This window comes from Rahnella sp. CG8, assembly GCF_023701875.1.
GTDB lineage: Bacteria > Pseudomonadota > Gammaproteobacteria > Enterobacterales > Enterobacteriaceae > Rahnella > Rahnella aceris.
On sequence record NZ_JABAED010000009.1, the window covers coordinates 1 to 20,306 of the forward strand.

Below are 20,306 nucleotides of genomic sequence, written 5' to 3' on the forward strand. Positions count from 1 at the left end.
CGACGGCAGAAGCCGCCAGCCCGCTCAGCACCCGCGTTTTTCCGGCGCGCATTTTAGCCGGTGATAACACCGACATTGCTTTCAAACGTGCAGGCCAGTTGCAAACGCTGGACGTCCGCGAAGGCGAAGCGGTAAAACAAGGACAAATTCTCGCCCGGCTGACCAACAACGATGCCCGTCAGCGCCTTAACGATCGTCAGAGCGCCGCCACGCTGGCGCAGCGCCAGTTTGAACGTTATCAGACGCTGGCACGGCGCAACGTGGTGTCGCAGGCCGAACTCGAGGTGCATAAAGCCAGCCGGGATTCCGCCGCTGCCGCACTGAAAATTGCGCAGGAAGAACTTAACGATCTGAACCTCACAGCACCGTTCAGCGGCGTCATTGCCCGGCTGTCTGTGCGCAATCATCAGGTTGTTGCCGCCGGTCAGCCGGTGGCAACCATAAGCCGTTCCGACGTGCTGGATGTGGTGTTCAGCGTGCCGGAAAATCTGTTTACCAGCCTGGATGTACGCAATGTCGATTACCGCCCGCGGGTGCGTATCAACAACCTTCCCGACCGGGAATTCACCGCAACCTATAAAGAACACACCGCCAGCAGCGAAGCCAATACGCTGACCTGGCAGGTGACGCTGGTCATGCCGCGTCCGGAAAACTTCCCGGCGGTGGCCGGATTAAGCGGCACCGTCACGGTGAATCCGGCCAATCTCGCCACGGCAACGCCGGTCAGTACGCTGGTTATCCCGGTCGAAGCCGTTTTTAATCCGGACAGCAGCCAGCGTAATGACGCGCACGTCTGGGTGGTGGCCGGTGAAGGCGATACCCTGCACGTCGAAGACCGTAAAGTCACTGTCGGTGAGCTGACGTCTCAGGGCATTGAAATCACCGCCGGACTGCAAAAAGGCGACAGAGTGGTGGCGGCGGGCGTCGGGGAATTACACGCTCAGCAGCCGGTTCGCATCTGGACCAGAGAGCGGGGTCTGTGATGGGAATTAACGAAAGCTTCATTAATAATCCGACGCGCATCTGGCTGGTGATCCTGCTGCTCGGCGTGGGCGGGCTGATTGCGTTGTTCAATATCGGGAGGCTGGAAGACCCGGCGTTTACCATTAAAACCGCGGTGGTTGCCGTGCAATATCCCGGCGCGTCATCCCAGCAGGTTGAGGAAGAAGTCACGCTGCCGCTGGAAAATGCCCTGCAACGCCTGCCTTACGTCGATAATATTTCCTCGATTTCTGCCGTCGGCTTATCGCAAATTACCGTCAATATCGATTCCCGTTATCACTCCTCCGAACTGCCGCAAATCTGGGATGAACTGCGCCGCCGCGTCAACGACGCCACGTTGCAGTTTCCGCCCGGTGTCAGCCCGCCGTTTGTGAACGATGATTTCGGTGATGTATACGGCTATTTTTTCTCGATTTATGGCGACAACTTTAGCAACCCGGAACTGCGTAAATATGCCGAACAACTGCGCCGTGAACTGGTGCTGGTGCCCGGCGTGGGTAAAGTCGCGATTGGCGGCATCCTTCCTGAACAGGTCAACATTGAGATTTCACGGGCAAAAATGGCTGCTTATGGCGTCACATTGCCGCGCCTTGCCGACGTGCTGAATCGCCAGAATATGGTGTCAGATGCGGGCAGCATGACGGTCGGCAGCGAGTCGATCCGTTTGCATCCGACCGGTGGCTTTGAAAATATTGACGAGCTGAATAATGTGCTGATCAGCCCCGCCGGTTCGACGCACAGCATTTATCTGCGGGATATCGCCACCATCTCGCAGGGGATCACCGATCATCCGGGCAATATTTATCACGCCAATGGCCGTAATGCGCTGACCATTGGTGTCTCTTATATTCCCGGCGTGAATGTCATGAACATTGGCCGGGCGATAGAAGCCAGAATGCATCAGCTTGAAGCCGATAAACCGGCCGGGATCCAGCTGAAAGTGTTTTACGATCAGGCCGCCGAAGTGAAGAAATCTGTCGATGGTTTCATCATTAACTTCCTGATGGCGCTGGCAATTGTGGTCGGCGTGTTGCTGATTTTCATGGGATTACGCAGCGGGATTATTATTGCCGTGTCGCTGGCGTTGAACGTGCTCGGCACGCTGCTGATCATGTATTTGTCCGGCATCGAACTGCAGCGCATTTCGCTCGGGGCGCTGATTATCGCGCTCAGTATGCTGGTGGATAACGCGATTGTGGTGGTGGAAGGCGTGCTGATTTCGCGCCAGCAGGGTAACCCGCTGATGAACGCCATCTCGCAAATCATTAAGCGTTCCGCGCTGCCACTGCTCGGCGCGACGGTGATTGCCATTCTGGCGTTTGCGCCCATCGGGCTGTCACAAGATTCGACCGGTGAATACTGTAAATCGCTGTTCCAGGTGCTGCTGATTTCGCTGATGCTCAGTTGGGTGACCGCGCTGACGCTGACGCCGGTCCTGGTGAAATGGGCCTTCGCCAATATGAAAGTGGCGGATAAAAAACCGGACGAACAGATTGACCCTTACGGTGGCAGGATATTTCGCGTCTACCGGCGGATGCTTTCCGCACTGCTTGCACACCAGGCCCTCACGCTCAGCGTGCTGGCTGCGCTGCTGGTGGCTTCGGTGTGGGGTTTCGGTTCCGTGCGGCAGAACTTTTTCCCTTCCTCTAATACACCGATTTTCTTCGTCGATTTGTGGCTGCCCTACGGCACGGACATTAATTACACCGCGCGCATCGCCGGTGAAATCGAAAAAGATATTAACAAGCAGGAAGGCGTGGAAAACACTGTCACCACCGTCGGTCAGGGCGGGATGCGTTTTATCCTCACCTACAACGGCCAGCGGCAATATTCCAACTATGCGCAAATTATGGTGCGCATGGATGACCAGCGGAAAATCGCCGCGCTGGCCCACAGCACCGAACAGAACATCCGCAATCATTATCCTGAAGTCAACGCCAGCCTGAAACGCATCATGTTCGGGCCGTCCGGTGACAGTGCGATTGAAGTGCGAATCAAAGGTTCCGATCCCGACCAGTTGCGTAATATCGCCAGTCAGGTGGATAAGATTATCCTCGATGACGGCGCGGCCGACGGGGTGCGTAACGACTGGCAGGATCGCAGCAAAATGGTTCGCCCGGTATTTTCGCCGTATCTGGGACGTGAACTCGGCGTGGACAAAGGCGAAACCGACAGCGCATTACAGATGAATTTCAGCGGCAGCACCGTGGGGATTTTCCGCGATGGCTCGACGCTGATGCCGATTGTTTTACGCCCGCCATCATCGGAACGACTGGATGTCGATCATATGGCCAATATCATGGTCTGGAGCCAGACGCGTCAGCAATTTATTCCGCTGAGTAACGTGGTCAGTGATTTTAAAGTTGAATGGGAAGATCCGCTGATCATGCGGCGCGACCGCTCGCGGGTGCTCACCGTACAGACCGATCCGGATCCGGCCCGCGGTGAAACCTCCGGCGATATGCTGGCGCGTATTAAACCGCAGGTTGAGGCGCTGAAATTACCGCACGGTTACAGCATCGAATGGGGTGGCGACGCGGAAAACTCCGCCGAGGCGCAGCAGGGGCTGTTTACCACCCTGCCGGTTGGTTTCCTGATGATGTTTATCATTACCGTCCTGATGTTCAGCTCGGTGAAAAACGCCATCGCCATCTGGCTGACCGTGCCGCTGGCCCTGATTGGCGTCACCTTTGGCTTCCTGCTGACCGGTATTCCGTTTGGCTTTATGGCGCTGATCGGCCTGCTCAGCCTGAGCGGGATGTTAATCCGTAACGGCATCGTGCTGGTGGAAGAAATTGGTCAGCAGAAAAAAGAGAAAAACCAGACCGACGCGATTATCTACGCGGCCACTTCGCGTCTGCGCCCGATCCTGCTGACGGCGTTTACCACCGTGCTCGGCCTCGCGCCGTTGTTGCTTGATGTCTTTTTCCAGAGCATGGCGGTTGTTATCATGTTCGGGCTGGGATTTGCCACCGTGCTGACGCTGCTGGCGCTGCCGGTGATTTACAACTGTTTCCATCGTGAAGGACAACGACGTACACAATGAACACCACGGGACTGAATATTATTAAAACGCTCGGCTGCCTGACCGCCGTGACCTTTTTCACCGTTTATAACACTTACGACAATTACAATTATAACTACGACACTATTCTGGCTTTCCTGACCTTTATTTCCACCATTGCCACACCGCTGTTTTTTGTGGTCACCGGTTATATGGATGCCGGTTCACAGCACACGGCAGAATGGCAACTGAAGAAAATACGCAGCATCTTAACCCTCTTCATTTTCTGGTTTTCGATTTATTATTTATGGGAGCCTTACCAGAAAGGTTATCTGATTCAGCCGTGGTTTATCTTTACGCTGGTGATTATTTACACCTTTCATCCGCTGGTGGAATGGCTGGCTAAAAGACGGGTCATTCTTGCGGCACTGGTCGCCAGCCTGCTGATTTTTTCCTTTGCGTATGATCTGCTGGCGATCTATTTCACTGACCATAAATCTTTTTCAACCCCCGCGCAGTTCCGCATCTGGACCTGGGTACTTTATTATCTGACCGGCCAGTTGTTATATGACCCGGTGGTTTCCGCCCTGTACGGTCGCCCGCGGGTGGCGAAAATCGCCGCCATCGCCATTCCTTTTGTCTATATTTTCACCTGGTATTATGAAAAACACTTCTTCTTTTCCATCTTCAACCTGGAGCGCAACAGCTTTATTCTGACCGGATCGCAGGTCTATATTCTGGTGGTATTGATCATTATCGCGGCCAATGGCGTGAAACAGGACGCCACGCGGTTGCCGGTCAGTGAAATGGTCAGTTCGCTGGGGAAAACCATGACCGGCGTTTATATTCTCCACTACACCTTTTTCAATTTATTAATCCAGTGGATCCCGATCAACTCCCTGACCGCCAAACTGTTCGTCATCCTGCTGACTTTCCTGCTTTCAGTGTTGTCTTCAATGCTGCTGCTGAAGAATAGCGTGACGAAGAAGCTGATTACGTTTTGAGAAGGCGGTCTGAGGCAGGGATCAAATATGAGCCCTGCAAATGGAGGGGCCTTATCAAGGATAATTAATTATCACGTTTATCTCTGCCAGTGATTTTATCAATCACCTTTGACAGAAAATAGAGGAACACCAGCCATACTCCGATACTGACAAACTTCATCGGCCAGGGTTCGACAAACATAATGCAAAGTATTGGGCCAAAAATAACTAACGGGGCAAATGCAAAGCCAAACGAATGATAGACTATAAAAGCCACCATGTTTTTTACTTTGATAATCAGAAAATTAATAAATTCCAATAAGCGGCTATTGGTTGACATTTATTTTACGCCTCATTGTTTCCCTGAATGCATGATCCCTACATATGACCTTGATAGATATAATGCCAATGGGAATAGGAACCGCCATATCATGTCCTTATCAAGTTAATTATCACGTTTATCTCTGCCAGTGATTTTATCAATCGCCTTAGACAGAAAATAGAGAAACACCAGCCATACTCCGATGCTGACAAACTTCACCGGCCAGGGTTCGATAAACATAATGCAAAGTATTGAGCCAATAACGATCAGTGGGCCAATAAGTGCTTCGAGACTATGACTTATTGTGAAGGTAATTATCTTATAAGCGATGTAGAGCAGGGACCGGATAAATTGTATAAATGGGTTATTATGCGGCATTGAGTTTCCTCCTCACCGTGTCCATTATCTTTCTGAATGCGGATTCCCCCTGTGTCACCCTGACATGTATCGCATCGACAAAGGGTTGTACTGAAGGCTTAAACAAAAAATATAGAAGGTCGTAATCCCTCGGTCTGAGGAGTTTATAGACTTCAGGATCCTCAGTTTCAAGAGCTTCTGATGTTCGTATTGAACGCTCTGTCATGCCTCCTATTAGCAAAACGCCGGTTAATGCAGATATCGGCTGATAGCGAAAACTGGCAGAGATGAAAGAGACTCGTTCTAATACTGAGGCAGTTATCAGCGCAATTATTATGTTGGTTCCCATTCGTCCAATGAATGAAGTAAAAACCGCCCTGTAAATTTTGTCTTGCTCAGTTTCTGAAACATATTTATTAAACTCGGTAAAAACCAGCTTAACGGCTTCAGAGATATGGTGATGATTCAGAATATCGTTTCTGATGGCATCCGCCATACGTATTCGCATCGTTTCATGTATGTAACGTGAACCGGTATCAAATATCCCATACACCATGTATCCAAAATCAACCGGAACGGTCAGTGCACCGTTTATCAGGCCATATACGGAATCAGGGGAAAGAATAATCCCGGCAATGCGCGTTGCAATATCATCAATGTCAGCCATGTCATCCCTTAGCCATTAATAATTCCCACGCAAATTGTAGGGCATTAATAACTCAGCAACCAGACTCTTTATTGTATATATCTGCCGCGCAGTACCTCCGGGATCACAGATTGCTCATCAACACAAAATCTTAACTCTGCTCCGATACCAGCACCGCCATGGTGTCCGGTTCCAGCGCGCGAAAGATATGTTCGACGTCGGCAGGATAGGAAATGTAATCTCCGGCATTCAGTTCCACCGGTGAGTCAACCAGCCCGACGAGGGCGCGTCCCTGGGTGATGATGATGTGCTCGACCGAGCCCTGCGGATGCGGGCTGGAGATACGGTCAGCGCCCGGTTGCGTGGTCAGCAGATAAATATCCCGGCGCGCAGCGGGCGGACAGGTCGCGAGTAATACCGCTTTATAATCCGCCAGTTCCGCCACTACCGCCGGACCTTCACCCCGGCGGATCACCTGCATTTTATTCACTTCCGGCTCCATCAGTCGCGCAAAAGGAATGTTCAGCGCCACACACAGCGCCCACAGGGTTTCCAGACTCGGATTCCCGTTGCCCGCTTCAAGCTGGGAAAGCGTCGATTTGGCGATACCGGCACGGCGGGCGACTTCCGCCAGTGACAGGCCAGCCCGCTGGCGTTCACGAACCAGTCCCTTCGAAATAACGCTAATAGGTTGTGACATAACCGCCTCATGATCAGTATAACGAACGATCGTTCGACTTGAAGAACGATGCAGATACGTTCATTATAATGGATACTTGTTCGTTATGGGATGAAATTATGTCTGCGCGTTTCTTTTCACCGTTGGGGAATGATGTGCTTAAAGCCATCTTTCTGGTGTGTCTGGCCGATGGTCTGGTCGGCATTTCTTATGGCTCGCTGGCGGTCGCAGGCGGTTTCCCGCTGTGGGTACCGCTGATGCTTTCGCTGCTGGTGCTGGCAGGGGCGTCGGAGTTTCTATTTATCGCCATCGTCGGCGGGGGTGGCAGCCCGTTTGCGGCGGCGGCGGCCGGATTGCTGGTCAATGCGCGCCATTTACCGTTCGGGATTGCGGTGAAGGATCTGGTCGGCAGCAAAGCCATGAGCTGGCTGGGTTGTCACATCATGAACGATGAAAGCGTGGTGTTTGGCATCTCGCAATCTACCCATGAAAAACGCAAAACCGCCTACTGGTTATGCGGTGCAGGTATCGCCTTATTCTGGCCGGTCAGTGTGATGGCCGGGGCGTACATCGGCCAGTTCATTCCGGATATCAAAGCCATCGGCCTTGATGCCGTGTTCCCGGCCATTTTGCTGGGGTTGATTTTCCCGGCGCTGCGCAGCCGCAGAACGCGCATACCCGCTACCTCCGGTGCGCTGATTTCGCTGGCTGCGGTGCCTTTCGTTCCGGCCGGTATGCCGGTGCTGTTTTCCCTGCTCGGATTGCTGGCGTGGAGGAACCGAAAATGACCTCACACAGCCTGATGATCGCGGGAATTGCGGTGCTCGCCGCCGGAACATTTCTGATGCGCGTGGCCGGTTACCGGCTGGGTTCACGCCTGAATTTCTCCCCTGCAACTCAGACAATGTTATCGGATGCGGCCACCACCTTATTGCTGGCGGTGGCCGCTACGTCGGCGCTGTTCGAAGGTCATCATTTCGCCGGATACGCGCGGGTCACCGGCGTCAGCGTGGCGTTGTTTTTAGCCTGGAGAAAAGCGCCGCTGATGGTGATTATTATTGCGGCAGCAGCAGTGACGGCGCTGCTGCGCGGGTTCGGCATTCAGTAGGCAGAAACAAGAATGGCTCCCGCAGGAGCCATTTTCACACCAGTGATGAGTTACGCTACGTCTTCGTATTGCGGTACCGGATTGCGGAAGCTTTTGGTCATGCAGGCCAGATAGATAAAGCCGATTGCGCCCCAGATCAGGCCGAGCACCATCGAGCCTTCTTCCAGATTCACCCACAACGCACCAACGGTCAGCGCACCGCACAGCGGCAACAGCAAATACTGAATATGATCCACAACGGTTTTGTTGCGCTGCTCGCGGATCCAGAATTGCGAAATCACCGACAGGTTCACAAACGTGAATGCCACCAGCGCACCAAAGTTAATCAGCGCCGTGGCGGTGACCAGATCGAAATTAATCGCCAGCAAGGCAATGGCGCCGACCAGCAGCACGTTGAAAGACGGGGTGCGCCATGTCGGATGGATATAGCCGAAGAAGCGTTTCGGGAACACGCCATCACGGCCCATCACATACATCAGGCGGGAAACGCCCGCGTGGGCTGCCATACCGGAGGCCAGCACGGTGATGCTGGAGAAAATCAGCGCGCCAAACTGGAACGCCCGGCCTGCCACCTGCAGCATGATTTCCGGCTGTGAGGCGTCCGGGTCTTTAAAGCTGGAGATATCCGGGAAATAGAGTTGCAGGAAATAGGTCGCCGCAATAAAGATCACGCCACCAATTAAAGCGGTCAGGAATATCGCCCGCGGGATCACCCGTTCTGCGTCTTTGGTTTCTTCCGACAAATTACTGATGCCGTCAAAACCGGTGAAGGAGAAACACAAAATGGTCGCGCCGGTAATCATCGGCACGGTATGCGCATTTTCACCCCAGAACGGTTGGGTGCTGGCGAGCGTGCCATAGCCGGTGCCGTGATTCACGCCATAAATCACCATGCCGGTGATCACCGTGATCAGCACAATCTGCAAGACAACAACCAGCGTATTAATGTTGGCGACCGTTTTGATACTGCGCAAATTCGACAGCGTCATAAAGCTGACCAGTACGACGACAAATATCCACGACGGCACTGACGGTACCAGCGCTTCAAAATAGATTTTTGCCAGCAGAATATTGATCATTGGCGCGAATAAGTAATCAAGCAGCGACGACCAGCCGACCATAAAACCGACCACAGGATGAATGGCTTTTTGCGCGTAGGTATACGCAGAACCGGCGGAAGGATAGCGGCGCACCAGCTTGCCGTAACTCAGCGCGGTGAACAGCACGGCGATCAGCGCAAAGGCATACGCCGTCGGCACATGGCCGTCCGTCAGGCCGGAGACAATACCGAACGTATCGAACAGTGTCATGGGTTGCATATAGGCCAGACCTATCATGACAACCGGAATCAGCGTAAGGCTTTTACGTAATTCCACGCGGGAAGGGGACCCTGTGACGAGGTTATCCGACATGATGTTGATTTCCCATGACGGAGAACGCTGCATATAAAGAGTGCTGCACCATTTATGATTCCTTGCGACAAGACTGTCGGTATCTGAAAGTAAATATCTATCCGGTACTTAGCCCGGCCTCTGGTATTTGAAGGTTTGCTTAATGAAAAATGCGTAGTTCAATGAACGAAAAATGAGTCATCCCCGTTTTGCGGGGCGCATATTTTGCCTTATTAAGTATTGAATTTACAAGCCGGATAAGAATAAACACGGTCAATAAATAAAACAGGCAGTCAAAACGAGCACGTATTGTCAAAGTCGTTTGCCGGTGGTTTTGCTAATTGTTTTTATCCTGTAAAACAAAAATGAATTCCCCGTTATTGCCGTTATCAAATATCGGCAGCGCGTGGGTGAAAATAACGACTGCGGCTATTAATCAACATTCATACAACATTCCGCCGGGTCCCGCTGCCCGGATTGGCGAATGGGCAAAATCTGAAAATTTGGCCTGTTGCGATGAGAGATGAATTTTCCTCGCTTTTGTGGTTAACAATTTGTGCTATAAATTTCATATAAGAAAAACCAATGTAGCCTCTTTTCCGCACAGCAAAGATTTTCGGAGTGCAACGTGTCTCTTTCTATTTCTGAATGGACGATGGCTAATGAGATTGAATGCTCGCACCTGACAGCGAGCAATTCTTCATTTCCGCGTCATACTCACGACGAATATGTCATCAGTGCCAATCTGACTGGTACGGAAGAAATCTGGCTGCACGGCAAAACCGAACTTGTGCGCGGCGGCGATATCACGATTTACAACCCGGCCACCGTTCAGTCGTCGCTGTTCGGTAACGACAAGGTCGAATTTCTCAGCGTGCATATTCCGCAGGCTTTACTGCGTCAGGTGTCGGTCGATCACAATCTGCGTTCCGATCACTGCGCGCCGGTGTTAACCGAAGGCGTGCTGAGTAATCCCGCGCTGTTTTCGGCACTGTGCCATTACAAACGCACGCTGAACGACGACGATCAGGAACAAAATTTGTTGTGGCTGCTGGGGGCATTGCTGGAAGAACCCGCCAGAGAGCAGGAACAGTCTTTGCGGCCGATTACGCTGGCGCTCGATTTTATGCGTGACCATCTGACCCGCAAAATCCATCTCGATACGCTGGCGCAAATCAGCGGACTGAGCAAGTTTCACTTTGTCCGCCTGTTCCGCCAGCACATCGGCATGCCGCCGCTGCAATACCATATGCAACTGCGTTTGCTCGAGGCCAGAAATCAGCTGCGTAAAAATAATAATGCGCTGGATGTGGCGATAGGGCTGGGCTTTTATGATCAAAGCCATTTCATCAATACGTTCCGTAAGATGATGGGGATCACTCCCCATCTTTATTCGCAGTCACTTCACGCGTCGCAGGTACTTATACCAAGATGAACTCCCGATAACCGCTGATCACCACATACAGCGCAAAGTAAGAGAAGATCGCCGCTGAGGCTACATACGAATATTTCAGCATTTTGGTGCCCAGCATTTTTCCGCCAAGGCTGCCGACGGAACAGATCACCATCGTCCAGAACACACCTGCAATAAAGAAGCCGCCCAGGAACCACGAGGCATTCGCCGTGCTTCCCTGCCCCATGCGGGAGATCAGTGCCCCGCCGACGGCGGCAAACCACAAAATAGCGGTGGGTGAAGACATCGCCAGTACGATGCCGCGACCAAAATTCCGAATAACAGAACGTGGCTGCGCGCTGTCACCGGCGCTCAGATCCTCAGCAGGCGCGAGCGCGGCGCGGATCATTTTGTAGGTAAACCACATCAGCATCAGTGAACCGCCGACCCACAGCACCCAGCGCACACTCTGGTATTGCAGCAAAATGGTCATCCCGGCCAGCGCCAGCACCGCGTAAATTAAGTCGCCGATGCAGGTGCCGATGCCCAGCCAGAATCCATGAAAATACCCCCGCTGCATCGCCAGTGTCATCATGGCGATATTAGCAATCCCAATGTCCAGACACAGCGACAGGCTGAGTAAAAATCCATTTGAAAACGGCATCATAACGGGACTCTCTTAATTAACTGGTTGTATTCAATCATGTCATTGGTTGTACCGAGGCGTGCCATCAGGATTTCGACATCTTCCGGATTAGTGTGCGGACAATGTTGCAGCATGAACGCCTGCGCACGCTCCGCATCGCCCCCCAGCAGCGCTTCGCTCATCAGGCGGGTCAGATCGGCCATTTGCGGGTAAAACAGCGCCGGATGGAAATCAAGCGTCTCCGCCGACAGCTCAATGCAACCGTGTTCGCGCAGATAGTTGAACTGGATCCAGGCCGCACCAGCATCCGGATAACTTGACGGGCCGCGGCGCAGATAGCGCAACATTTCGAGGAAATAGATCCGCGCCAGCACGGTCCGGTCGAGCTGCAAACCGGTGGCCACCTGCGGCGTGAGGCACATCAGCAAACCAAACTGATCGGCCAGCGCTTCCTGCACTATCATTGATCCCCACCGATCAATTTTGCTGAGTTTCGGAAAGACGTTCTCGTTACGCACCAGAGAATGCCCGAGGTCGTGCCCGCGGAACCAGGCAATCAGATAACGCTGGCACACATCACTGTCTGGCAGCATGTCTTCGGCCCAGCCCATTTTGGCGGCTTCGGTACGTGAAAACAGCTCGAACAATTGCTGATACGTATTGGCAAACACCACCGTGCGTTTGACCGGCGAATACTTCAGCCCCTCGTCTTCCGGGAAGAAATAGGCAAAATGTTTCGGATAGGTATTGGCTTCACCGGCAATGCCAAAGAGGTTGATAATTTTGTATGCGCAGCCCGGCATCGCCAGTAAATCGGCGGCGATTTCCTTTTGCAGATACAGTAAGCTTTCCGGAAACAGGCTGTCCATCACGTCGGAAACTTCCTGCAAAACCGGGGCAGGTTCACCAAACCACGACGAATAAAAACTCTGTTTGGATTTTCCCACCCAGGTGGACGTGTTACCGATGCCCAGCACCAGTTGCTGTTCCTTCAGGCCAGCAATTTGCGGTAATACCGTTTTTCCGCAACTGTCATCTGCCAGCATTTCCGCCCGTAAAAACAGTCCGCGCCGGGTATCGGGATCATCAAACAGCGGCGCTAAACGGAAACACTGAATCGACATCTCTTCACGCAGGGCATCCAGCAAACGGCTTTCACAGGCCGCTTCCAGCTGGTTGATGGCTTCGGTCAGACGCAGGCAATAATGAATCGTTTGCAAAGCTTTAGGACTTAAATTTTCCGGGGCATCCAGATCCATCATGGATACCTGATATGCCGGGGCGGCTGGCCAAAATGATGTCGTAAACATAGTTTCAAACCCTTGAGCGCAATGGAGAGAAACTACTTAAACACTCCCCTGCGGCGGGGTATTGGAAGAAATTGCGCATAAGTCTGCACGCCGGATATTGCCCCCGGCGACTACAGTTAATCTATCCCCGTCTCTTTTACCAGGTGCCTGACATCATGAGTTTCTCTCTGCGCCATTATCTGCACGTTCGTGGCCGTTTACTGATTTCTATTGTTGCTGGTCTGATTTGCTTCTTCGCGCTTCCCCCGCATCTGGGAATTTTGCAGCGGCTGATGATTGGCTGGAATGTGCTGGCATGGATGTATCTGTTTTTTCTGTGGTTTCGCATGCTGCGCACTGAAGCGAAGGATATCCCGCACATCGCTAAAACGCAGGATGAAAGCGCCAGTCTGGTGCTGACGCTGGTCACGCTCACCTGCCTGGTGAGCATTCTGGCGATCCTGATGGAACTCGGCTCGCTTAAAGCGCTGACGGGAAGCGCAAAAACCCTGCATATCTTGCTGACCGCGACTACGCTGATTGCCTCGTGGGCGCTGCTGCCGACCTCTTTCGCCATGCATTACGCGCATCATCACTATCTGCGGCAGACAAAAGACATCACGCCGATGATCTTCCCGGAAAAGCCTGAGCAGCCCGGCTACTGGGATTTTCTCTATTTCTCCTTCACCATCGCCGTCGCCTCACAAACCGCCGACGTCGCGACCGGCACCACCGATATGCGCCAGATTGCCCTGTTGCAGTCGGTCATTTCCTTTGTCTTTAATCTGGCGATTTTAGGGTTGTCCATTAACGTCGGGGCGGGATTACTGAGTTAACACCGGGTTGAAGTAATGCGCTGTCATTGGGAGGATTTCCCGCAGAGTTCACTGTAAGTCAGAAAAGGTTTAATTTAGACTTCTATACGTCTAAAAGTTAGTGTAGGTTTTCACAATAAATTCCCATTCTGGTTACGTTTAAGGAACTCCATTTATGCGCACTCCGTTTGTAGCTGTGACTCTCCTTGCCGCCACACTGTTTTCTGCTGCCTCATTTGCCGGTGCGACGCTGGATCGCGTGACCCAAACCGGTGTGCTGCGCAATGCGATCGTTAACGATTACCCGCCATTTGGTTTTATTGATGATAATAACCAGTTGGCCGGTTTTGACGTGGATGTGGCGAAAGCGGTGGCGCAGCGCATGGGCGTAAAACTTGAAATCATCGCACCGGGCTGGGAAACGATTGTCGGCGGCAAATGGCAGGGTCGCTGGGATACCTGTATCTGCTCGATGACGCCAAACACCGAGCGCGCCAAAGTACTGGATTTTCCGACGCCGTATTACAACTCTCCGGCGGTCTTAGTGGTCAATAAGAAAGACGACCGCATTAAATCGGCGGCCGATCTGAGCAATAAAAAGATTGGCGTCGGCATTGGTTCAACCTACGAAACCTATCTGCAAAAAACGCTGGTGATCCCGGGCAGCAAGCCCATCACATTCCCGTTCGATAACGTACACGTGATCCCAAGTGACGAAGAAGTGGCGTTCCAGAATCTGGCGCTCGGGCCGGGTGTGCGCCTCGACGGCGTGGTGTCAGATTTAGCCACCGCGAATGCCCGCATCAAACGTGCGCCGGTGTTTAAAATTGTCACCGAGCTTTATGCTGAACCGAACTGGGTAGCCACCGACAAAGGTGACGCCGAATGGGACAAGAAAGTGGCCGATACCATCAAATCGCTGCGCGACGATGGCACGCTGGCGAAAATCTCTCAGCACTGGCTGGGTGAAGATATTACCCACGAGGTACCGTAATGCCACAAATCCCGGACAGCCAGCCGAAAGTGGAAACGCCGGAACGCTGGCACCACGCACATGCGTTTAAATTTAAAACCGGGCTGACGTGGCTGATTTTGCTCAGCCTGCTGCTCGGCGCGTTCAGCAAAATGGGGCTGGACTGGAGCCTGATTGGGCAGAAATTGCCGTTCCTGCTTGGCCTGCGCCTGTCGCCGGACGGCTTTATTCAGGGTGCGGCGCTGACCATTATGATCACCGCCTGCTCGATGTTTTTCTGTCTGCTGATTGGCCTGATAACCGCGCTCGGCCGGATGTCTGAAAATGCGCTGGCGTTTGGTTGCGCGACGTTTTACGCCTCGCTGTTTCGCGGCACGCCGCTGCTGGTGCAGGTGCTGATTATCTATCTGGCGCTGCCGCAGGTGGGAATTGTGCTCGGGGCGCTCAGCTCGGGCATTATCGCTCTGTCTATGAACTACGGCGCGTATCTGGCGGAAACTATCCGCAGCGGCGTGCTCTCGGTGCCGCGCGGTCAGCAGGAAGCCGCGCTGGCGCTCGGCGTGTCACGCTGGACGGTGGCCGTTCACGTCACCGCGCCGCAGGCATTGCGCATCATTATCCCGCCCGCCGGGTCGATGTTTATTTCGATGCTGAAAGATTCGTCTCTGGTGTCACTGATGGGTCTGTGGGAGCTGAATTTTCTGGCGCAATCCTACGGGCGCAGCACCTACCGTTATATGGAAATGCTGGCGACCGCTGCTGCGATCTACTGGATTATGTCGATCGTGCTGGAACTGCTGCAAAGCCGCCTTGAGCGCCGTTTTGCACAAGGCCACCGCCGCTAAACTTTTTATTTTCAAATGCTCTGACTTCTTATCGCAGGTATATCATGGCTTTTCCTGAAGATTTCCGTTTAATCAGCTATCTCTCGCGCCTCGAACACGCTGTACGTTTTCCGCTGTCCTCTTCCTATCCTGAATCGATGAGCCTGGATACGTTATTTGAACTGGCAGGGAAAGAACACCGCGCGCCGTTCATGCAGACCATGCTGGATTATCCGCCACTGCGCGGAACGCCGGAACTGCTCGACGCCATCGCCTCGACCTATAAAAATGTCACCGCGCAGGACGTCATCAGTTTTGCCGGTGCCGACGAAGCGATTTACGCCAGTTTTCAGATGTTGCTCAAATCCGGCGATCACGCCCTGGTGATCACCCCAAATTATCAGTCGCTGGAAAGCGTGCCGTTATCGCTGTGTGACGTCACCGGCGTGGCGCTTGATGAAAATAACGACTGGGCGCTGGATACTAATCAAGTCCGTGACGCATTGCGCGCCAATACCAAAGTGCTGGTGATTAACTTTCCGCACAATCCGACCGGCGCGCTGATTAGCCGTCAGCAACTCGACGAACTGATCGGGTTATGCCGCGATCGCGGGATCTGGATTTTCTCGGACGAAGTGTACCGGCTGACAGAGTTTGATCCGGCAGACCGGCTGCCGCAACTGGCGGATATTTACGAACGTGGCATTTCGCTGAACGTGACCTCCAAAGCTTACGGATTACCGGGGCTGCGCATCGGCTGGGTGGCCTGTCAGGATAAAGCGTGGATGCGGGAACTCGAGCGCATGAAGCAGTATCTGTCGATCTGTAATTCCATGCCCGGCGAGTTTCTCACCACGGTGGCACTCAATGCCCGCGCACCGATCCTTGAACGGGTGATGGAACGCTCGCGCCGCCAGCTCGTAACACTGACTCAATTTCTGGCGCAATACCCGCACCTGTTCAGGCTCAGCGTGCCGAAAGCCGGTGTGCTGGCGTTCCCACGTTTTACCGGTGAGCAAGGCGCAGAAGCCTTTGCCACACAACTGGTGGAAGAAGCCGGTGTGATGGTGATCCCTTCTGTCGCCTACGCATCAGAACTGAACAGGGTGTCGGAAGATTTCCTGCGTATCGGTTTTGGTCGCGAAAATCTTGATGAAGCACTGGGTGAAACGGGGAGATGGCTGGACAAACGCGGCCAGCAGGGATGAAAAAAATGGGCGCGGAAATCGCACCCATTTTAGTTTTCCCCGATGAACGGAAACCGGACTTGCCATTGATTTGTTAATGACTTACACGTTACTTACAGGCTTTGATCTCTTTCCACTGTGACCATTCGCCAGTGAACGACGGGTTACCTGGCTCATTGTTCTGAGTCCAGTAATTCGCGAGATACTCCTTACCTTTCCAGTTAACACTTTCTCCGCCGTTATACACTTTACCGGCATCCCAGTTGTCAGCGCAGCCGGTGCTGGTGCCTTCATCAGGGATCGGCAATACCTTCGGTGTGACCGTCAGCACGTAGGTGGCCACACTGCTTTTCTTCCCGTCGGACACGGTGAGGGTAAAGTTGAAGCTTTGCTTAGCGGTGACCACGGGTGCGACAAAACTCAGCGATTCACGATCGTTACCGGCGAGGGTGGACCCGTTCGGCAGCAACCAGCTGTAGGTCAGTTTATCGCCGTCAGCGTCGGTAGATTCTGCTGCATTGAGCGTCACATTCGCCTGGCTTTCCACATCACCAATCGGACCGGAGAGTTTTGCCACCGGCGCTGAATTGCCGTCAGCCGGGGCTGGTGTCGGTTCCGGTGTTGGTGTTGGCGTCGGTTCAGGAGCAGGTGTCACCGCTTCTTCTTTACCGGCATCATCGACCACTTTCACGTTAAAGAAGTGCTGGACGCAGCGTTTGTAATCGCCCTCTTTGAACGCGGAGAACGGTGTCTGATAACCGACCAACTGACAGGAATACGTCAGGCCAGTTGGCGTTTCTGATGACCATCCCCAGTCCTGTTCCCAGTACTGCGGCAGCGCACCGGCTCCACCTTCATCAAACTGTTTCATGTTTTTACAGCCCAGCACTTCATTAGCCGGAACCGGCACTTTCAGGTATTCCGCTTCGCTTTTGTAGTAGGAGATGCGGTTCAGGCCCTGCGCGATTTCCTGCGAGCCACCGCACTCAACACCGCCATTGATGATCTGAATAGTCACGCCGAATCCCGGCACCAGACCGTTGGCTTTGTCACGATCGTTCGGCTGCCAGGTGCCGTCGATCACATGCAGCATGCTCGGCTTCGGTGCCTGCGGCGTGACGTAGAAGAATACCGCACTGGCAAGGTTCAGCCAGGTATCAGCCACCAGCTCCGGTTTATCCAGCAGGGTTCTGACCGTGCCGAACATCGCATCGGAGAACGGGCCGTAGTTATAGTTATAAGAAAGTTGTTTGGCACCGCGACCGAAGTAACTGACAAAATCGCCATCGGCATCTTTGCCGCAAGGCCAGGTTTGTCCCTGCCAGACATTCGGATTACATTCGCCGTTATAGCCGCCTTTCTGCCCTTCTTTCCAGCCCATTTCTCGCAGATAGACCAGCCCCTGACGCCATTCGGCTTCCGGGCGCCAGCTTTCGTGGCCGCCGGTTTCCTGTGCGAAGTGTGCAAACATGGTGGCAAGGCCTTTACGGCAAATGGCATCCGAATCACGTCCGTCGGTATACGTTCCGCACACGGCCGGGAACTTGCCGATGGCCTGCAGGAATTTGGTGTAGGTATAGCTCGGGTCACGCAGCGGGAAAATGTGTTCCCACTTATCACTGCCCAGAATGCTGTCCACCCGCTTCACGTTAGCCGGGTTATCGCTGCGGCCGGGGGCGATTTTATCGACGGAAGCATTATCCAGTGTGCGGATAGACGCCTTAACCTCCTGCATCAGCGGGTTTTGAGTCAGGCTATTTTCTTTTTTAATCAGATCACTTTCTTTGATGACATAGGGGTCCGACGTATCGGCTGCCATTGCCGGAGCAACACAGGCCATCAGACAGGAAAGTGTAATAAGATTCAAAAGGTATTTATCTTTAGTTCTGCGCATAAGGACAACCTTATATAAATAGTCGAAGTTAAATGCTGAAAGTTATTTTCTGCATAACATTAACCGGTCAGAGTTTCTGTACTGCCCCCTGCCCTGTCAGTCAAAAGGCTAATCGCATAAGCGCATACAGGCTAATAAAAACAAAGCCATAAACATCATAAAAAACGGATGATATTTATTAAAAACCACTTATAAATTTATTCGAAGAACAATAAAAAATGCGGACTGATCACCCGGAATCAGTCCACATACTTATGAACAAACTTTGAATACTTAGTGAATAAAGTTGTTTACCGTTGGGCCAGTGTAAAAGTTCCCGCCAATTTCTTCACCCGGTCCCCTGCCAGAATTAATAGTGGCCCGCCTAACACACCGCCTATACCGGAGGTCATCAGGATCATGTTAAAACCCATATCCCTTTCGATGAAAACGATGCTTAGCAGGAAACCTGTGAAACACGACACAACGATTTGCGTAAAACATTTATAAACATCCTCCACAGTGGGCTTACTTTTGCAGCGCATGATAAATCGCACCAGGCCACCCCAGGATGACATAACTAATATAGAAACTAATAACTCAAATTATATAAACACAACTTCGTTAGCATGAAGACTGATCATGACGAAAAACCTCATAGATTAACTAATAAAGATTGAGATAACTGCGACAATGATAATCCGGCCATCATCAAAGCAATAATCACTTCAGCTCAATAATTAATTTTAACAATCCGGCGCTGATTTTTTATTAAAAAAATCATTAAAAAATAAACAAACACTCTCTTAAATCACGTTAACTGCATTTCTTGCCACATCCTTCATATTGATTCCGCGCTTTTCAGCTGTGACATCACCAGATGAACATAGCGTCGCTTACTGCTGTTTGAAAGGTAATTCATGTAGACCGGAGAGTCCTTTATTGAAATTTCTTTAGGTAGATCAAAGCACTTTAACTTGCAATGCCGCTCCCTGATAAAGTAATCCGCCAGCACCCTGGGTAACACAGTGAGCATATCACTGCGTTCGAGCGCGCTGATGATACCGTTGATGGAAGAAGAGCGGTAAATGACTTTAACCAGACCCGCGTAAGGTGCATTAATCGTCAACGTCGTGCCGAGAAGACCGGTAAAATCATTATAAATACCGTCGTTATAGACAGCGTGAGGTAATGCGTAGTAATGCATTAACGCCAGTTCTCTCTGGTTGGACAATAAACTGCTGGCACCGCACAGGATAACAAACTCATCCATGGCATCAATTTTTATTGAGGTGATTTTCTCATGATTCAGAGCATGATGCGAAATAACAACATCGATATTTGCCTGTAACAAACTCCTTACCATTTCATCACTCTTAATATTCGTTGAATTAGAAAATTCGACCTTTACTGACTTTCCACTTTCGTTCTTATACATCCGGTTAAAATAATAGTCCTCCAGAACATCCGGACACATTACCCGCAATATGGCACCCGATGGCCCTTCGGTTCTTGAGGACTGTAAAACATCTTCAATAATCGTAATGGCGTTTACAAAAGAATCATGGATATCCAGCGCAGTGGCGGTGGGTTTCAGACCCGTGGCCGTGCGGTAAAACAGTTCTTCACCCAGATGTCGTCTGAGCTTATTTATCGATAAGCTTACTGCGGAAGGTGTAAGATTCAAATTTTCTGCTGCTTTTGAAATATTCCCAGAAACAATCACTTCATTCATTATCTTGATAAGATTGTAATCAAAGTTAATTGTACTTGACTCGTTCATTATTTACTCTCCAGATAAAGGGGGCGTTTGC

The 20,306-nt window shown here is 52.0% G+C and carries 19 protein-coding genes; 10 read left to right on the forward strand and 9 right to left on the reverse strand.

The window, feature by feature from the left end; genetic code table 11:
• The 3 genes from HGO41_RS10435 to HGO41_RS10445 all read left to right on the forward strand — a co-directional run.
• On the forward strand, positions 1 to 983 hold a 983-nt coding region (locus HGO41_RS10435), incomplete at its 5' end, for an efflux RND transporter periplasmic adaptor subunit (protein WP_250981013.1).
• Complete coding sequence (locus HGO41_RS10440) at positions 983 to 4,048, forward strand: efflux RND transporter permease subunit (protein ID WP_119262075.1); 3,066 nt, start codon at positions 983 to 985, stop codon at positions 4,046 to 4,048. The genes HGO41_RS10435 and HGO41_RS10440, both read left to right, overlap by 1 nt.
• On the forward strand, positions 4,045 to 5,010 hold the full coding sequence (locus tag HGO41_RS10445; protein WP_013576891.1) for an acyltransferase: 966 nt from the start codon (positions 4,045 to 4,047) through the stop codon (positions 5,008 to 5,010). The genes HGO41_RS10440 and HGO41_RS10445 overlap by 4 nt, the downstream gene beginning before the upstream one ends.
• Positions 5,011 to 5,074: 64 nt before the next feature.
• Here the strand turns inward: HGO41_RS10445 and HGO41_RS10450 are convergent, their stop codons facing one another.
• The 3 genes from HGO41_RS10450 to HGO41_RS10460 all read right to left on the reverse strand — a co-directional run bounded on the left by HGO41_RS10450 (position 5,075) and on the right by HGO41_RS10460 (position 7,014).
• Positions 5,075 to 5,329 carry a hypothetical protein gene (locus HGO41_RS10450; RefSeq protein WP_013576892.1) on the reverse strand — a complete coding sequence of 85 codons (255 nt, stop codon included), beginning with the start codon at positions 5,327 to 5,329 and terminating at the stop codon, positions 5,075 to 5,077.
• A gap of 349 nt (positions 5,330 to 5,678) precedes the next feature.
• A complete protein-coding gene (locus HGO41_RS10455) occupies positions 5,679 to 6,335 on the reverse strand; it encodes an Ssp6 family T6SS pore-forming effector (protein WP_015690380.1) in 657 nt (218 codons plus the stop codon).
• 130 nt (positions 6,336 to 6,465) lie between these two features.
• Entirely contained in the window at positions 6,466 to 7,014 is a 549-nt protein-coding gene (locus HGO41_RS10460) for a helix-turn-helix domain-containing protein (RefSeq protein ID WP_013576895.1), read from the reverse strand.
• Positions 7,015 to 7,112: 98 nt separating this feature from the next.
• On the opposite strand from HGO41_RS10460, the gene HGO41_RS10465 reads away from it, so the two are divergent.
• Together HGO41_RS10465 and HGO41_RS10470 are read left to right on the forward strand one after the other, a co-directional pair.
• Complete coding sequence (locus HGO41_RS10465; RefSeq protein ID WP_013576896.1) at positions 7,113 to 7,781, forward strand: AzlC family ABC transporter permease; 669 nt, start codon at positions 7,113 to 7,115, stop codon at positions 7,779 to 7,781.
• Positions 7,778 to 8,101 carry an AzlD domain-containing protein gene (locus HGO41_RS10470; protein WP_250981014.1) on the forward strand — a complete coding sequence of 108 codons (324 nt, stop codon included), beginning with the start codon at positions 7,778 to 7,780 and terminating at the stop codon, positions 8,099 to 8,101. Before HGO41_RS10465 ends, HGO41_RS10470 begins: the two co-directional genes overlap by 4 nt.
• A 50-nt stretch (positions 8,102 to 8,151) precedes the next feature.
• Here HGO41_RS10470 and HGO41_RS10475 read toward each other — a convergent pair whose 3' ends face one another.
• Complete coding sequence (locus HGO41_RS10475) at positions 8,152 to 9,513, reverse strand: APC family permease (RefSeq protein ID WP_013576898.1); 1,362 nt, start codon at positions 9,511 to 9,513, stop codon at positions 8,152 to 8,154.
• 607 nt (positions 9,514 to 10,120) lie between these two features.
• Here HGO41_RS10475 and HGO41_RS10480 point away from each other — a divergent pair.
• Entirely contained in the window at positions 10,121 to 10,927 is an 807-nt protein-coding gene (locus tag HGO41_RS10480; protein WP_013576899.1) for a helix-turn-helix transcriptional regulator, read from the forward strand.
• Here the strand turns inward: HGO41_RS10480 and HGO41_RS10485 are convergent.
• Positions 10,914 to 11,552: a LysE family translocator gene (locus tag HGO41_RS10485; RefSeq protein WP_013576900.1), complete on the reverse strand. Its 639-nt coding sequence runs from the start codon at positions 11,550 to 11,552 to the stop codon at positions 10,914 to 10,916. The two genes, HGO41_RS10480 and HGO41_RS10485, sit on opposite strands and share 14 nt — an antisense overlap.
• Positions 11,549 to 12,841, reverse strand: a complete 1,293-nt coding sequence (locus HGO41_RS10490) for a DUF8614 domain-containing protein (RefSeq protein ID WP_013576901.1) — start codon at positions 12,839 to 12,841, stop codon at positions 11,549 to 11,551. The genes HGO41_RS10485 and HGO41_RS10490 overlap by 4 nt, the downstream gene beginning before the upstream one ends.
• A 155-nt stretch (positions 12,842 to 12,996) precedes the next feature.
• Between HGO41_RS10490 and HGO41_RS10495 the strand changes: the two genes are divergently transcribed.
• The 4 genes from HGO41_RS10495 (at position 12,997) to HGO41_RS10510 (ending at position 16,640) form a co-directional block, all read left to right on the forward strand.
• A complete protein-coding gene (locus HGO41_RS10495) occupies positions 12,997 to 13,656 on the forward strand; it encodes a DUF1345 domain-containing protein (protein ID WP_013576902.1) in 660 nt (219 codons plus the stop codon).
• Positions 13,657 to 13,810: 154 nt separating this feature from the next.
• Positions 13,811 to 14,629, forward strand: a complete 819-nt coding sequence (locus HGO41_RS10500; RefSeq protein WP_015690384.1) for a transporter substrate-binding domain-containing protein — start codon at positions 13,811 to 13,813, stop codon at positions 14,627 to 14,629.
• Positions 14,629 to 15,453 carry an amino acid ABC transporter permease gene (locus HGO41_RS10505; RefSeq protein ID WP_037033345.1) on the forward strand — a complete coding sequence of 275 codons (825 nt, stop codon included), beginning with the start codon at positions 14,629 to 14,631 and terminating at the stop codon, positions 15,451 to 15,453. Before HGO41_RS10500 ends, HGO41_RS10505 begins: the two co-directional genes overlap by 1 nt.
• 44 nt (positions 15,454 to 15,497) lie before the next feature.
• Positions 15,498 to 16,640, forward strand: coding sequence for an aminotransferase class I/II-fold pyridoxal phosphate-dependent enzyme (locus HGO41_RS10510; RefSeq protein WP_250981015.1), 1,143 nt, complete (start codon positions 15,498 to 15,500; stop codon positions 16,638 to 16,640).
• Between the two features lie 88 nt (positions 16,641 to 16,728).
• Here the strand turns inward: HGO41_RS10510 and HGO41_RS10515 are convergent, their stop codons facing one another.
• From HGO41_RS10515 to HGO41_RS10520, 3 genes are all read right to left on the reverse strand, one after another.
• Entirely contained in the window at positions 16,729 to 18,513 is a 1,785-nt protein-coding gene (locus HGO41_RS10515; protein ID WP_250981016.1) for a glycoside hydrolase family 19 protein, read from the reverse strand.
• 290 nt (positions 18,514 to 18,803) lie between these two features.
• Positions 18,804 to 19,070 carry a phage holin family protein gene (locus tag HGO41_RS25830; RefSeq protein WP_013576907.1) on the reverse strand — a complete coding sequence of 89 codons (267 nt, stop codon included), beginning with the start codon at positions 19,068 to 19,070 and terminating at the stop codon, positions 18,804 to 18,806.
• Between the two features lie 263 nt (positions 19,071 to 19,333).
• Positions 19,334 to 20,275, reverse strand: coding sequence for a LysR family transcriptional regulator (locus tag HGO41_RS10520; protein WP_013576908.1), 942 nt, complete (start codon positions 20,273 to 20,275; stop codon positions 19,334 to 19,336).
• Positions 20,276 to 20,306 lie beyond the last annotated feature (31 nt).

Coding starts and splice junctions, on each gene's coding strand:
- HGO41_RS10460 (WP_013576895.1), bottom strand. CDS start 7,014: ATGTCACAACCTATTAGCGTTATTTCGAAGGGACTGGTTCGTGAACGC.
- HGO41_RS10505 (WP_037033345.1), top strand. CDS start 14,629: ATGCCACAAATCCCGGACAGCCAGCCGAAAGTGGAAACGCCGGAACGC.
- HGO41_RS10520 (WP_013576908.1), bottom strand. CDS start 20,275: ATGAACGAGTCAAGTACAATTAACTTTGATTACAATCTTATCAAGATA.
- HGO41_RS10455 (WP_015690380.1), bottom strand. CDS start 6,335: ATGGCTGACATTGATGATATTGCAACGCGCATTGCCGGGATTATTCTT.
- HGO41_RS25830 (WP_013576907.1), bottom strand. CDS start 19,070: ATGTCATCCTGGGGTGGCCTGGTGCGATTTATCATGCGCTGCAAAAGT.
- HGO41_RS10500 (WP_015690384.1), top strand. CDS start 13,811: ATGCGCACTCCGTTTGTAGCTGTGACTCTCCTTGCCGCCACACTGTTT.
- HGO41_RS10440 (WP_119262075.1), top strand. CDS start 983: ATGGGAATTAACGAAAGCTTCATTAATAATCCGACGCGCATCTGGCTG.
- HGO41_RS10445 (WP_013576891.1), top strand. CDS start 4,045: ATGAACACCACGGGACTGAATATTATTAAAACGCTCGGCTGCCTGACC.
- HGO41_RS10490 (WP_013576901.1), bottom strand. CDS start 12,841: ATGTTTACGACATCATTTTGGCCAGCCGCCCCGGCATATCAGGTATCC.
- HGO41_RS10475 (WP_013576898.1), bottom strand. CDS start 9,513: ATGTCGGATAACCTCGTCACAGGGTCCCCTTCCCGCGTGGAATTACGT.
- HGO41_RS10510 (WP_250981015.1), top strand. CDS start 15,498: ATGGCTTTTCCTGAAGATTTCCGTTTAATCAGCTATCTCTCGCGCCTC.
- HGO41_RS10465 (WP_013576896.1), top strand. CDS start 7,113: ATGTCTGCGCGTTTCTTTTCACCGTTGGGGAATGATGTGCTTAAAGCC.
- HGO41_RS10470 (WP_250981014.1), top strand. CDS start 7,778: ATGACCTCACACAGCCTGATGATCGCGGGAATTGCGGTGCTCGCCGCC.
- HGO41_RS10485 (WP_013576900.1), bottom strand. CDS start 11,552: ATGATGCCGTTTTCAAATGGATTTTTACTCAGCCTGTCGCTGTGTCTG.
- HGO41_RS10515 (WP_250981016.1), bottom strand. CDS start 18,513: ATGCGCAGAACTAAAGATAAATACCTTTTGAATCTTATTACACTTTCC.
- HGO41_RS10495 (WP_013576902.1), top strand. CDS start 12,997: ATGAGTTTCTCTCTGCGCCATTATCTGCACGTTCGTGGCCGTTTACTG.
- HGO41_RS10450 (WP_013576892.1), bottom strand. CDS start 5,329: ATGTCAACCAATAGCCGCTTATTGGAATTTATTAATTTTCTGATTATC.